Origin of the sequence: Seleniivibrio woodruffii (assembly GCF_029267515.1) — a bacterium.
Lineage (GTDB): Bacteria > Chrysiogenota > Deferribacteres > Deferribacterales > Geovibrionaceae > Seleniivibrio > Seleniivibrio woodruffii_A.
Window position 1 is genome coordinate 22,663 of sequence record NZ_JAJUIS010000016.1, and the last position, 13,865, is coordinate 36,527.

A 13,865-nucleotide genomic window follows, 5' to 3' on the forward strand; every position below is an offset into this window, starting at 1 on the left:
TATCCTGTTGTATTTTATGTTTCTTTTCTGTAATGTCTCATAAAAAATACGGCGGTTTCCATGGATTTGTTTAACGTTATCGTTCTGAGTGTCGTCGAAGGTCTGACAGAATTTCTCCCCATTTCTTCAACAGGGCACATGATCATTGCCGCTGAATTTATGAAGCTGAATCAGACGGCGGCGGTGGAGGCGTTTGAGGTTATTATACAGCTTGGTGCCATTCTGGCTGTTGCGGTTGATTATAAAAGCAAATTTACAAAAGAATATTTACCTCTCTGGTTTTATATTCTGGCATCTTTCATCCCTGTCGGTGTTGTAGGGCTGCTCTTTCACGAGCAGGTTAAGTCCATGTTTTCCGTAAAAGTTGTTGCGGTGATGCTTATTGCAGGAGGCGTACTCTTTATCATTGCTGAACTGCTTTATAAAAAAGTTAAAGTAAATGCTGTGTCCATGGATCAACTCAGTTTCAGAAACGTTATAACTGCGGGACTGGCACAGATTCTGGCTCTTATTCCGGGGACAAGCAGAGCCGGAGTTGTTATCCTTGGCGCGATGTTCTCCGGCGCAGGAAGACAGACGGCGACCGAGCTGTCTTTTCTCATGGCATTGCCTGTCATGACCGCGGCGGCGGGATTTGACCTTATAAAAAATTATCACGACCTTAAAGCGGTGGGATTTTCATACCTTGCCGTTGGATTTGTGATAGCCTTCATCTCTGCATATGCAGCTATCAGAGTGTTCATCAAATTTGTGAAAAACCACACTTTTATAGGTTTCGGAATTTACAGGATACTTTTTGGTATTCTTCTGCTTTATCTTTTTTGATAATAACTTAACAAATGCTCTTTTATAAATTGAGAAATATTGACATATTTATATATTGCGATACTTCGTGTTGATTGTTAATATGTCCCGCTTTTAATTTGTCGGGTGATTAACATGACTTCAAAAAATGGTTTTATCGTTCAATGTATTGTCATTGCCGGACTGATTGTGTCTGCGTTATCGCTTGAAAGCGGTTCTGCTTTGAAAATTATAATAATCTTATCTTCCTCAGCCATTGCTGCCGCAGGTTATTTCTCTTTTGCAAAGCAGAGGCAGACAGGGAAAGACGCTTTCGATGATTTCCTCACTTCCGGTGACTATTCCGCTTTGAAAGACACTTCTGTTAAAGAGAATCTGCGTGATTTCATAGGAAAACTGGACAGAGATATGAAAGACTCATACTCTTCCGTTTCAGCCGCAACGGATGCCGCTATCCCTCTGATAAATCAGATTGCTGAGATAAAAGAGATCGCCGGACACAGCGGTGTTATTTCTTCGCAGCTCGCCGCTTCCGGTCAGGAGCTTACATTCGCCATAAATGAAATATCCGGTATCGTCGGCGATACTGTTGAGCGTGCAGGCAGGTCTGTGGATCTGGCAAAAAAAGGTGCGCTCAGATTCCGTGATGTCGGTGAGAAGTCTGAAATAATGCGTGAAACTATGGAACTGCTCTCAACTGACATAAGACAGCTTGAATCTGAGGCGCACAAGATAGATGATGTCCTGAAAGTTATCGGCGATCTTTCGGATCAGACCAATATGCTATCGCTCAATGCAGCCATTGAGGCGGCAAGAGCAGGAGAGGCAGGACGCGGATTTGCCGTTGTTGCGGACGAGGTGCGTAAACTTGCGGAACGGACTAAATCAGCCACTGAAGATATTGAAAAAGTTGTTAAAAGCATTACGTACAGCATCCGCGATGCGGCGCAGATGTCAAAAACGGCATCAGAAGCAGTTGTGTCTCAGATCGCTATCAGCAGCGAAGCAGGGGAAAATTTCCTGGCTGTCGCCGGAGATATAGAGGAGATAAGCTCACATATTCTCGGTGTTTCAGCGGCTGTCGGTCAGCAGCATGAGGCGGCGGAGCTTATCATGCAGAATCTGGGACTGCTCGAAAATGACGCACTGGTTCTGAATTCTGAGGGCGATGTCTTGGCTAAATCAATAAACTCACTCATGGAATCCATAAACGGCATAGAGAGTTCTCTCTCTCACTATAAAAAAGGTGACAGTGCGGCAATGTTCATCAGAGCGAAAATAGCGCACGCGAATGTTCTGAGGGCTATGCAGATGGCTGTTATCAGCAAAAAGACAGATATGAAGATACCCGACCACGCAAACTGTATGTTCGGAAAGACTTATTACAGCAGGGAATATCAAGATAGATTCGGCAAAGATGCAGATTTCAGAGCAATTGAAGAACCGCATAAAATGGCGCATAAATACGCTGATGCCGTTGTGGATTCCGTCAGAAGGGGCGATCCGGACACGCTGGACAAACTGCGCAGTTTCAGCGGCGCTGTGAACGATTTCGTTTATGCTATGAACAGAACCATAACAAAACTTCAACAGAAGTAGGGAGTTAACGCTCCCTACATTTTTGTCATCTTTACCATGCAGCACATCAGAGCACCGCTGCCGCCGTTTTCAACCTTAACAACAGCGTTGCACACTTTACAGATATAGGTTTCGCCTTTTTTTGTCGCCATTTAACACCTCTTATGAAACACAGGATGTATCTTTAAATTAAAGTTGAACACTTTTAAAATAAGTCAGACACTTTTTAAATAAGATGAACACTTTTAAAATAAGTTGGACACCATATTTATGCCTGTTATAATATAAAGAAACATAGGTAAATATATGCCTGACTTGTCATTCGGTCAACCAAAGTTAAATGAATATACACCTGCTCTCACCGTAAGGGATGTGAAATCTCCCAACTCCAGATCTAAACGTGTGATGGGGTATAAAACAGGTCGGGTTCATCACTTCCTTTCAGACTATGAATCCGGATATTATTATCTGCTGGAATGGGCTGATAACGTTACTGATATCCGAGAACAGTTCCCTCTCGATATAAATGAAACCAAAGAGATAGCTGAACTTATCAATGTCAGACATCCAGCTTACAAAGGCAGCGATATCGTAATGACGACTGACTTTGTTGTAACTATAAAATCAGGTCTCACCATTGCAAGAACTGTTAAATTCTCAAAAGACCTCGAAGACAAGCGTATTCTTGAGAAATTCAGTATTGAACAGGAATATTGGGTCAGAAGAGGTGTGGATTGGGGTATCGTGACCGAAAAAGAGCTGGATAAGGTTCTGATTCAAAATATCAAATTCTTTCTGCCCTATAAGACTCATGTCTGTGATGAGAAGATTGTCGAGACTATTTTGTCTGAAATATCCTGCGGCAAAGGCAGGCTGAAAGAAGTGCTGGCATATTCGGATAACTATTTTGAGCTTGAAACAGGTTCTAGTCTTAATGTTTTTAAAGCGTTGGTCGCCGGAAAGAAGCTGGCTTTAGATATGGAAAAGAGATTCAGTGTGACAATGAATTGCGATGAAATAAGTATTGTTGGTGCTTCATGATTGTAAAAAATCAGGTTCTAAAGCTCGATGATGAGCGTCTCGTCAGGGTTTTGTGGATTGATCCGAACAACATATATGCATTTATCTATGATATAGACACATCTGGTCTGCCGGAAAGAGTTGATATCATAGATTTGTCTAAGTCAGCAGCAGATGCGGAAGATCCTTATGTAAATGTGGTTAGCGATGAGATCATTAGTGAAAATCATATTGAAAAGCGTAACGATCGCTGGCGTATCATTGAAAACTTGGTGACTCTTGAACCTGAAATATATATGCAAAAACAGAGAGGCAAACTAATTCAAAACACAGCAGAAATAACAGGTTCGCATAAAAAATTTATCTATGTGTTGTTAAAGCAGTTCTGGCAGAGAGGTATGACGAAGAATGCTCTCTTGCCGGATTACAACAACTGCGGTAGGGCTGTCCCAACTGCTGAAAGTCAAAAGGTCGGGCGTAAAAAGAAGTATAATGATGTAATAGGCAACGGAATTAAAATTACTGTTGATATAGAGAAAATTTTCAGTCACGTTTTCAAAAATTATCATAAAAATGCACAGAAGATGTCATTGATGGACGCTTACAGGGCAATGATCACCGAATATTTCAAAGAGGCTCTAGACAGCAAAGGCAACAATCTGGCTATTCCATCCTATCACCAGTTCAGAAGAAGATATTTGCAGCGGTATTCATCAGAAGAGATAGCCAAAGCGAATAAAGGTGAAAAGGCATATTACAAGGATGTTCGTCCATTGCTTGGTAATTCAGGTGGTGAGGCTTATTGTCCCGGCGATAAGTACCAGATCGATGCGACTATAGCCGATATTTACCTTGTCTCTTCCATGCACAGGGAATGGATAGTTGGAAGACCTGTAGTGTATTTTTGCATAGACGTTTTTACCCGTATGGTTGCAGGGTTTTATGTTGGTCTCACAGGTCCGAGTATGGAAGGGGCTATGATGGCCATTCTTAATTGTGCTGAAGATAAAGTCAGTTTTTGCAGGCAGTTTGGTATTGAAATAAGTGCTGAAGACTGGCCTGTTCAGAATCTTCCGAAATGTTTCCTCGGTGATAACGGTGAAATGAGAGGCATCACGCCTGAGAATGCTATCAGGAGCTTCAATATTGAAATAGAGACCACAGGAAGCTACAGAGCTGATATGAAAGGCATTGTTGAGAGACATTTCAGAACAGTTCATGACAGAGTTAAACCCGTTGCTCCCGGTTTCGTTCTGCCGGATTATCAGGAACGTGGCGGCAGGGATTACAGACAGGATGCCGTCTTAACCATTGATGAGTTTACGAAAATCATTATACATTCAATCCTTGAGCATAATGATAAGATTATAAAAGATTATCCGTTCGATGCGGAGCTTGCGGGTGCTGATATAACATACACTCCGAAAGAACTCTGGAAATGGGGTGTTGAGCATCGTGCCGGAGCATTGAGAACCGTATCTTTGGAGCAACTTAAAGCGTCTTTGCTGCCACATAAAGATGCAACTGTAACTTCAAAAGGTATCAGACTGCACAACGACGTATTCTATACGCTACCTCTGGCAATGGAGCTTGGCTGGTTTGAGAGGAAATCAGGAGCAAAAAGCATGAAAGTCCAGCTTTCATATAATCCCAGAAACCTTACCGAAGCATATATCATTCATAACGGTGAGTATCTTCCTGTTTATCCGACTCCCGCATCAAACGCAGTCGGATATAACCTTGAAGAGCTGGAATTTTATACAGAGCAGCTCAAATATAAACAGAGCCTTGCGGCGAAAAGTGAATTCCGCAAAAAGAGTATCTCTGACAAAGCTATTAATGCAGTGATCAATAAAGCAAAAGTTGAGTCAGAACTGACAGCAACATCGAAAAAGAAATCCACTCAGGATGTCCGTTCAAACCGAAGGCTTGAGGATATAAACCGCAGAAACGTTGTTCAGGATATCAGGAAAGAGCCTGAACCCGCCAAAACGAAAGACAGATTTCTGGCTATGCTGGAAGAAGTAAGGGATGAGGGGAACGAAAATGAATCATGATAAGCCTGAAGACCTGATGGCCGTTTATAAAAAGCAGCTTGTGAAGCAGTATGAGGGCAATATTCTGATTGAAGCGTTGCCGGAGATAATGGATTTTAAACAGATTGCCCGTGCATTGACCAGTAAACCTGTGTTCTCGGCAGATGAGAAACAGTTGCCGGAACATATCAGAGCGGCGAGTCTCAGCCGTATATTCTCATACTTTCAGCCGCTATCCATCCATGTCGAATATGCTGACAAGATCGGCAGGATGATACGTGACGGCTATATTTCCAGAAGACCGAAACCTGTGAGAGAACAGCTTGCTCCGGAAGAGCTTGCTGAGTATATGAAATCAGTAGGTGAATCGGATGTTTTTGACTGCGTAGCAAGTGCCGGAGTTCTGGGCATGTCCGGTATGGGAAAGACCACTACCACGAATAAGATTCTGTCACTTTACCCACAGCAGATAATCCATGGGAGACCTTACAATCTGACTCAGGTTGTGTGGGTGAAAATAGATTGCCCCTCAAACGGGAGCATGAAAAAACTCTGTACCTCCTTCTTTCAGGCGATAGATGATATTCTTGAGACTGAATACGCAAGATTATATAACAAACTCTCCATAGATGACCTTCTGGCAAAAATGGCTGACGTGGCCGCAAGACACTATGTTGGTCTGTTTGTGATTGATGAGATCCAGCACCTTGTCAAAGCCAAGGGAACGGGCGACAGAGCCATGCTTAATTTTCTGGTGACAATGAATAATGTCGTTAAAGTGCCTGTTCTGCTTATAGGTACTCCCAACGCAAAGGCTTTGCTGCAAAGAGAATTCCGGCAGGCAAGACGCATGGACGGCATCGGCGGCATCTACTGGAAACGTCTCGGAAAAGGCGATTACTGGGATTTCTTTATCAAAGGACTCTGGAAATATAACTGGCTGAAGAATGACGTGCCGCTCTCACAGGAGCTTTCCGATGTTTTGTATGAAGAGAGCCAGGGAATCATTGACGTTGTGCTGAAGATATTCCTTGCTGCTCAGTACAGAGCCATTCTTGATGAATCTGAAACCATTACGCCGTAGTTAATCAGGTTTGCCGCACAGCATGATATCCCGAACATGCGGGAGACTATTGATGCAATTAAAGCAAATCCTGACATGGCGGAGAAAGTCCACGGAGACGTTACAGCCGCCACCATGGAGGACATTGTTTCCAATGTCCGGAGTTCTGTGCCCAGCAAGACACATTCTGACGATGAAAGCGGGCAGACTTCCGTTCTGGGTCGTGCAGTTAGTACACTTATGTCTATGGATATTCCTGAAACCTATGCTGTCAGAGAAGTCTGTGATTTGCTGAAAAGATTTCCCGATATGGCTATGAAAAACATCGTTGGGAAGGTTATCGAATCTTATGACAAATTAATGAAGTCTCAGAATCAACCGAAGAGAAAGGAAGACAAACCTGAGCTTTTAAAAATCAGAGACACGGCAGAGGCAAAAGGACTGCCAGTTTACGATGCTTTAAAGGAACACGGTCTGATCAAGAACCCTTCGGAGGACTTTGAGTTGGGAGCAAAAGACTAACCTGTTTTCCTGATCCTTACCCTCACGAGCTTCTTTGCAGTGTGGTTGCCAGATACCACAGGAATATGTCTTACACAAATTTAAGCCACAGTCTCAATGACCTTTTTGGAACTCCAAACATAAAAGCAGTTTATGACTTGCCTTGTCACATCGGTGAGCTGGCGGGGCGGCTCAATTATTCAGGATTTACATACACAGCTTCCGAACTCATAAGAAACCATACCCTGTTCAATCTTTACGAACCTTTTCTGCCAAATGAGCTGGCTGAGAAAACTTATGCCAGGATGCTAGGATGTGGCTCACTCGGTCTACATGCTTCATTAGGGTTGTGTTCTTCCACAGTCCCGATGCTGGAATATTATAAATTCTGTCCGGAATGCAATGCGGAATTTATGAAGTCTCATGGCGGAATATATCTGCACAGGGTGCACCAGACCCCATGTATTGACGTATGTCCTTATCACAGGATACCGCTTTTCAATTCATCAGTGACGATAGAAAACTTTGATGGCAGACACATAAGCTATAACAGGAGCCTTGTTGATTTATCGAAATATGATTATTCCATGTTGGTTCGTATTGCGGAGGCTTTTGAATATATTATTTCCGGTCAGCTCCGGTGTTCGTATGCAGATCTGAAGCTCAGATATAGAAGCCTTTTGAAAGAGCAAAATTATCTGTACGGAAACACAAGATTGGACACCCAAAAAGTAATGAATGATTTTATTAATCATTACGGTGAAAAGCTGCTTATGAGGTTTGGGGCAACTGTTGAAGATGTATATTGTAACTGGTTATTATCTGCCTTTCGGAACACAGATCGCATCACCCACCCTGTCAGACATATCCTGATTATTCTGTTTTTCTGTGAGTCCGTTCATGATTTCAGTCAGCACAGCCCCTTGTCGGAATTGAAGCCAGAAAAACGAATAAATGCCCCCAAAAACGATTTTGCACACCATTACAAGTCAATACTCGCTTTGATTGATAAATTCCCAGAGAAGAGCCGTCAGGCACTCAGGAGTATGGACAATGCCGCTTACCAATGGCTGAATATTCATGATAAAGATTGGTTTGAACGGCATATGCCGCCGAAGCGTATCCCAAAACCCGTTCCTAAGAGAATCAACTGGGCTGATAAGGATTCTGAGGTTCTGGCAAAAGTCAAAAAAAGCGTTTCCCAACTTTTGAGTGAGCGTAACCCGTTCGTGCGTGTTACTATTTATGCAGTATGCGGCAGAAGTGGCGAACAATACCGTATATTAAATAATCGCCATAAGCTGCCGAAGACTATGAAGTATTTAGAAGCTGTTGCTGAGACTTCATTACAGTTTCAATATCGCAAAATTCGTTGTGTCATAAGTGACACAAATGAAGAACTTACGAAGGAGCTGATTTACAAAAATGCCTGTATTGTTAAGTACAGGTTCAGGGAAGTGGATGATTACATAGAGTCATTGTTTAGCGGGGTTCAAATAAATGTCGGTAAAAATTCAGGCGTTCAAAGCAGTCGAATATGCGACAATCTACTGGGTTGGCGGCTTCGTCAAAAGAAACAATGAGCCTCCGAGATTGCGTGTTTATACATCTCAGAACGGTTTCGTATGGTACTATCTCGTTCCTCTCGGAATGCTCCCGTGGATGTTCATAGGATCGACATATGAGTACGGTAGACCAAGCGGTGTCGTCAAAAGCGGAACTTTCAATTTCAAACTGCCCAGAATGTCTGATATCCGGTTTGTTCCTTTCAGTGATATGTCTGTTTCCCTGAGAGAAAATCGTAGAAATCCGGAGATAACGAAGGAATATGTGTGCAAGTTTGTGTCGGGAGAGCGAACGTATTACATACCGCAAATGGAGATAATCAGGGCTTTTCTGGGCATGAATTCTTCCATGTCCAAATACATTTTGTCGCCATCAGGCTTTGAGGATTTATGCAGAATTGTGAGTGCTGATGATGAGAGAGTTGAGCTTGAATTCAGCAACAGGTTTGCACGGAACAGTCTTAACTATTCAACAGCTTCATGTGTTGCGACACAGCTGCTTGATCAGAACTTTCGTGACTTCCGTCACAGCGTTTACGAGTGCTTCAGATTGAATGACCAGAGCCAGCTTTTCAAACCTTCCGGACTTGATAACCTGACCTTTTACTGCAATGGACGCTGGTCTGGAAATGATTATCTTGTGTGGCAAATTTCGTCAGTGAAAAACATAAATGTTCCGTTTGATAACCTGTTGTTTTCACATGTGAACGATTCATCTGCGGAGAGAAGTGGAGTGGATACAAAAGACAAAAAAGCATACATACCACGCCGTGGTGAAGACGGTTATGAGGTGACTGGTTCTGATTATTCCAGACGTGAGTCGAACCCGATTACCATGTGGAATGAAACGGCAAAAGTATCTTATGGTTTCAATAAAAAAGTGCATTGCAAACGGAAGGAAAGCAAGAAAGATAGACAATATAAAGCCACTATCAGAATAGATAAAGGCAAAGCACCTGATAGTAACCTACTGAGTGCCGGAATCGGTGTTGGTGACGGTAAAATTAAGCCGCTGGAAATTGATAATGTATCACTGTATGAGACCTATAAAAAGGACATCAGAGGGCTTGAAGATTTCCTGAGAGCAGTTGAGTATCTGAAGACAATGATTCCGGTTGAACGTGTCCATATCGGCAGTTTATTCGGCGATAAAAAGTTCGTTATGCTGGATGAAAGTACCCGCCGTTCTTATGCAATAGTGTATCTTCAAAACGCATTTATTATCGAGGTTGCAAGACCGGATGAACACTCAATTGCCACGCTTATTCTGAAGAACATTTCGGAGAAACAATTCAACTATTATCTGCGCTCTTTGCTCACAAGCATGATTGATAATGGCGGTCATTGGGACTTCGATGTGCTTAATGCTCTCTTTTCTGATAATTATTTTATTACCAAGCATATGATGTTTGACACTTATTTTGTATGGTCTAAACGACTAATTAAGCATGTCATAATATGATTTATGCTATAGATTGAAGTTTGTTTTGATTTTGTGATGAATTTTGATAGTATGTTTATTAAGGTGATGAATGGAGATGGATATGAGCGATAATTTCGTTAATATACAGACGGGGAAATTTGAGGAAGTACTGGCTCTTGCATTTTCCCCGACAGTTGCGTTGTCTGAATTGATAAAGAATGCATCAGATGCTTGCTCAAAGAAAAATGATACCATTATTATCAAAATTGATACTAAAAATAGGTCAATTTTGATTAAAGACAACGGTATCGGTTTGTCAAAATCTGATATAACCAAATTGAGAGATGTTGGATATTCAGATAAAATGCGGGATGGAAACAATTTGTCAGCAATTGGCGAGCCTTATGCTGGTAGTAAAGGTTTGGGTCTTTTAACGGCCTTTTATTTGTGCGAAGATCTTGAGATTCGTACATTCTCTGAGGTTGATAAATGTGCATATAAAATTACTTGGAGAAAGGGCACAAATATCATCAAAGATTTAAAAATAGATGAAGATATTACTGGTACTGAATTATACTTGCATAATATAAGCATTGAAAATATTTCTTATATTACTTTAGAAGAAGAATTAAAAATTCTATATATGACATCAATTAATTATTATATAGAAAATCACTCTCTTCCTATAATTCAAATATATGTCGATGAAGTTTTAAAATCGGTATCTCCTATCAAGAAAATTGATCAACTATATGAAAGCAATAAAAAGGGGCTTAAGAATAAAGGCTATTTTGTTGCCAAAGCTTCATTTAAATATTCTAAAGGAATTCTAACGCTTTCTTATGAGGATAATATTGAAAATGTGTATTGTTTTTCAGATGAAAAAATACAAATAACTGATATAAACTCAATAATAAGTTTTTTGAAATCAAAACAAATCACACTTAATCGATATCGTGATATGTTTATCAAACTAGAGGGCTTAAATTGCGATGTTGATGATTTTGAAGGTGTGTATTATATTTGGAGAGATAAAAAAAACGATGAAATAGTTGATTACCCATATGGTATTAGAATTTATGTTAATAATTATGGGTTATATTCTTATCTTAATCAAGATTATGATTGGCTTGGACATTCTGAAATATCACAAAATAAAAAGGCTTCAAACTTCAAACTTAAAAACACATATGGGTATGTTTGTTTCACAAACTATAATGAACCTAATGCGTGGATGAAAATTGCAAAAGAGAGAAACGATTTTGAAGGTACTTTAGCAAAAAGAAAATTTAGTTTAATTATGAGAGAATTTGTGTCCGGAATATTTAGTGATATAGATATTAAAATCAAAAATTATGTTAAAAATAATCATTATACCTTTCGCCTTAGACATAATAAAAGAAATATCGTGCTTGGAAATTTATTCAATTTGAAAGAATTACTGAATACTGACCTTATATTTGATGAAATTGAGATTAAGTGTGAAAATACAGAATATGTTCTTGGTGAAGATGGCGATATAACATTTAACGATTGTGGACAGTACCATTTTTCATTTCAATATGAAGAAAGAATTTTAGAAGCCATTGTTAATGTTTTAGATCCAGCGCCTAATTTTACAATCAAAAAGAAAGTTACTGTTGATGAAAATAATTCATACGATTTGCGCCTATTGATTAATAGGAGTAAATTGGAGAATATCGAACTGGCTCAAATTGAAATTTCAAGTGATGAAGTCGATATCAAGAATGGTATGCTTTCGCCACATACTCCCCCGGGAACTTACACAATATACTACAAGTATACTGATGAAGAACTTGAAATATGCCACACGGCAGAAGTGACTGTGAAACAGATTAATTCTAATGAAGCAAAAAAAATTAAAAAGCTTTTTGGAGATTATTATAAGCTGGTTGGATATGATAAGACAAAAGAGATTATAGACGGAATAGCTGCGTGCCATATCAATTATCCTACAATATGTATGTTTAGTTTAAGGGTTTTGACTGAGATTCTTTTGAAAGATTTCTTTGCTAAATATTGTTTGGATTCGGATTATAACAATGATGGGAACTTGCCTGGCAAACTTGAAGCATTTTTAAATAGAGCTTTTATAAATTCAGAAAAGAATAATGTCATGAAAAAATTGGTTGACCAAAGTATTCAAAATAAATACTTCAACAAGCTTAATGATGGTAATATAAAAAAGAGAATCCTCAAATCATATAATAACCTCGAACTCAATTTGTTCGTACATAACCCAGAGTTCAAATGCACTACTGGTGAATTTAAACAAAGTTTAAATATAATGATTCCTGTGTATAATTTAATAATAGAGGCTCTACTATTTGAGTAAAATAATATCTGACAATTTGAAATAAAGATGCTAAACTAAATACTTTTCCTGGACATTTCCTTGTTGCCTATATATACTTCCTGTATGATGCAGGGAGGTTGAAATGTCACAAGACGTTTGGGATATAAATCTTGATTATGAAAGCATAAATGCTGAAACAACCTGCTTCTCTTCAGGTTCATTAATCCATCCTTACCCTGCCAAGGCAATGCCAAATATGGTGAGCGATCTTCTCAAAATCATTAAATCAAATTATATCGTGCGTAATGTGCTAGACCCATTTTGTGGTAGCGGGACAGTTGGGCTTGAATCAAAATTGCTTGGTTTAGATTTCTTTGGGTCAGACTTGAACCCACTAGCCGTTCTGATTGCAAAAACAAAAACATTAACTATTGATAATAAAGATTATGTATATGAGCAGATTGCATCTTTAATTGAAGATATTAAGAGAAAGAATACACTAATTTGTCCAATATTGGATTTTCCCAATATTGATTACTGGTTTGTTCAAACAAATATAATACAAATATCTAATATTAAATTCTTGATTAATAAGTTCTTAAAAGACAAGAAAAAAGATAGGCAGACTTATTCTCTGATTCTATTGACCGCTTTTAGTTCTACTATAAGGGAAGTTTGTTTATCAAGAAACGGAGAGTTTAAGCTTTATCGAATACCTGAAGCTGAAATTGAAAACTGGAAGATTGATGCCTATGATGTCTTTAAAAAGAAGATTGATAATCTTTTTAATTTGCTTAATGAGACAAGCTCCTATTCATATCGAAGCAAGGTAGATATTTACCAAGCAAATGCAAAAGAGATAGGCTATCTTTCTAATAATTCAATTAATGTTGTGTTGACCTCGCCGCCATATGGTGATTCTAAAACGACCGTAGCATATGGGCAGTTTTCACGTTTACCGTTACAATGTATTGGCGATTTGTTGGAAAAATACCTAAAGATAAACACTGAACATGTTAATTGCGATGAATTGCTGCTTGGTGGAAAGAAGTCTATCATCAATAGCAGAAATGCTTTGATAAAGAAAATTACGGATGAATCAGCAACTTTAAGTCAGCTTTTTGAATCCATTGATTGTTTGATTCTTCGAGAAACAATTGGTTTAGAACAAGTTGCACGGCACTTGAAAGGTATTTATGATGAAAGAAAATATGAGGGATCTGATAATACTGTCATTATTAATCGCTTGAAGTCTTACATTAAGAAAAGAATCGAAAAGCGTCGTGTTCGTAGTAAAGAATTCTATTTCATAGAAGCTAATAAATACTTGAATTTTAATAATTTATCGAAAAGTAAGATATATCGTAGGACTCAGCACCTTAATAATCTTACAAATGGTCTTATCGAAAGTCACAAAAATAAAATATCAGGATTACCCAACAGAAAAGAAGAAATCATCAACTTCTTTATAGATTTATATCAAGTGTTTAATGAAACTGACAGGGTATTAAAACAAGAAGGATTACAGGGATGGATTATTGGTAACAGAACAGTCCTT

The 13,865-nt window shown here is 39.2% G+C and carries 11 protein-coding genes and 1 pseudogene; 11 read left to right on the forward strand and 1 reads right to left on the reverse strand.

Features of this window, described 5'->3' with window-relative positions; translation table 11 throughout:
• The first annotated feature begins 60 nt into the window (after positions 1–60).
• Together Q7P67_RS12155 and Q7P67_RS12160 are read left to right on the forward strand one after the other, a co-directional pair.
• Positions 61–825 (forward strand): undecaprenyl-diphosphate phosphatase, encoded by a 765-nt coding sequence (locus Q7P67_RS12155; RefSeq protein ID WP_303852487.1) that lies wholly within the window; start codon positions 61–63, stop codon positions 823–825.
• Positions 826–939: 114 nt separating this feature from the next.
• Entirely contained in the window at positions 940–2,403 is a 1,464-nt protein-coding gene (locus Q7P67_RS12160) for a methyl-accepting chemotaxis protein (RefSeq protein WP_303852488.1), read from the forward strand.
• A gap of 14 nt (positions 2,404–2,417) precedes the next feature.
• On the opposite strand, the gene Q7P67_RS12165 is transcribed toward Q7P67_RS12160, so the two are convergent.
• The gene (locus Q7P67_RS12165) at positions 2,418–2,534 is read right to left on the reverse strand and encodes a desulfoferrodoxin (protein WP_303852489.1); all 117 of its coding nucleotides are present in this window, start codon (positions 2,532–2,534) and stop codon (positions 2,418–2,420) included.
• A 253-nt stretch (positions 2,535–2,787) separates the two neighbouring features.
• Here Q7P67_RS12165 and Q7P67_RS12170 point away from each other — a divergent pair, with 253 nt between their 5' ends.
• The 9 genes and pseudogenes from Q7P67_RS12170 to Q7P67_RS12210 form a co-directional block, all read left to right on the forward strand.
• Positions 2,788–3,423, forward strand: a complete 636-nt coding sequence (locus tag Q7P67_RS12170) for a TnsA endonuclease N-terminal domain-containing protein (RefSeq protein WP_303852491.1) — start codon at positions 2,788–2,790, stop codon at positions 3,421–3,423.
• The gene (locus Q7P67_RS12175) at positions 3,420–5,459 is read left to right on the forward strand and encodes a Mu transposase C-terminal domain-containing protein (RefSeq protein ID WP_303852492.1); all 2,040 of its coding nucleotides are present in this window, start codon (positions 3,420–3,422) and stop codon (positions 5,457–5,459) included. Before Q7P67_RS12170 ends, Q7P67_RS12175 begins: the two co-directional genes overlap by 4 nt.
• Complete coding sequence (locus Q7P67_RS12180) at positions 5,449–6,522, forward strand: ATP-binding protein (RefSeq protein WP_303852494.1); 1,074 nt, start codon at positions 5,449–5,451, stop codon at positions 6,520–6,522. The genes Q7P67_RS12175 and Q7P67_RS12180 overlap by 11 nt, the downstream gene beginning before the upstream one ends.
• 36 nt (positions 6,523–6,558) lie before the next feature.
• On the forward strand, positions 6,559–7,023 hold the full coding sequence (locus Q7P67_RS12185) for a hypothetical protein (RefSeq protein WP_303852495.1): 465 nt from the start codon (positions 6,559–6,561) through the stop codon (positions 7,021–7,023).
• Between the two features lie 17 nt (positions 7,024–7,040).
• Positions 7,041–7,487, forward strand: a pseudogene (locus tag Q7P67_RS12190) (TniQ family protein); the annotation flags it as partial.
• A 102-nt stretch (positions 7,488–7,589) separates the two neighbouring features.
• Positions 7,590–8,585 (forward strand): TnsD family Tn7-like transposition protein, encoded by a 996-nt coding sequence (locus Q7P67_RS12195; RefSeq protein ID WP_303852501.1) that lies wholly within the window; start codon positions 7,590–7,592, stop codon positions 8,583–8,585.
• Positions 8,503–10,029: a hypothetical protein gene (locus Q7P67_RS12200; protein WP_303852496.1), complete on the forward strand. Its 1,527-nt coding sequence runs from the start codon at positions 8,503–8,505 to the stop codon at positions 10,027–10,029. The genes Q7P67_RS12195 and Q7P67_RS12200 overlap by 83 nt, the downstream gene beginning before the upstream one ends.
• An 82-nt stretch (positions 10,030–10,111) precedes the next feature.
• Positions 10,112–12,346 carry an ATP-binding protein gene (locus tag Q7P67_RS12205; protein ID WP_303852497.1) on the forward strand — a complete coding sequence of 745 codons (2,235 nt, stop codon included), beginning with the start codon at positions 10,112–10,114 and terminating at the stop codon, positions 12,344–12,346.
• Positions 12,347–12,449: 103 nt separating this feature from the next.
• Positions 12,450–13,865 (forward strand): DNA methyltransferase (locus Q7P67_RS12210; RefSeq protein WP_303852499.1); only part of this gene is annotated, 1,416 nt, incomplete at its 3' end.

Bases quoted from the DNA above. Each gene is read 5' to 3' on its own strand.
- Q7P67_RS12205 (WP_303852497.1), top strand. From the start codon at position 10,112: ATGAGCGATAATTTCGTTAATATACAGACGGGGAAATTTGAGGAAGTA.
- Q7P67_RS12155 (WP_303852487.1), top strand. From the start codon at position 61: ATGGATTTGTTTAACGTTATCGTTCTGAGTGTCGTCGAAGGTCTGACA.
- Q7P67_RS12170 (WP_303852491.1), top strand. From the start codon at position 2,788: ATGGGGTATAAAACAGGTCGGGTTCATCACTTCCTTTCAGACTATGAA.
- Q7P67_RS12160 (WP_303852488.1), top strand. From the start codon at position 940: ATGACTTCAAAAAATGGTTTTATCGTTCAATGTATTGTCATTGCCGGA.
- Q7P67_RS12180 (WP_303852494.1), top strand. From the start codon at position 5,449: ATGAATCATGATAAGCCTGAAGACCTGATGGCCGTTTATAAAAAGCAG.
- Q7P67_RS12195 (WP_303852501.1), top strand. From the start codon at position 7,590: ATGTTGGTTCGTATTGCGGAGGCTTTTGAATATATTATTTCCGGTCAG.
- Q7P67_RS12175 (WP_303852492.1), top strand. From the start codon at position 3,420: ATGATTGTAAAAAATCAGGTTCTAAAGCTCGATGATGAGCGTCTCGTC.
- Q7P67_RS12185 (WP_303852495.1), top strand. From the start codon at position 6,559: ATGCGGGAGACTATTGATGCAATTAAAGCAAATCCTGACATGGCGGAG.
- Q7P67_RS12200 (WP_303852496.1), top strand. From the start codon at position 8,503: ATGTCGGTAAAAATTCAGGCGTTCAAAGCAGTCGAATATGCGACAATC.
- Q7P67_RS12165 (WP_303852489.1), bottom strand. From the start codon at position 2,534: ATGGCGACAAAAAAAGGCGAAACCTATATCTGTAAAGTGTGCAACGCT.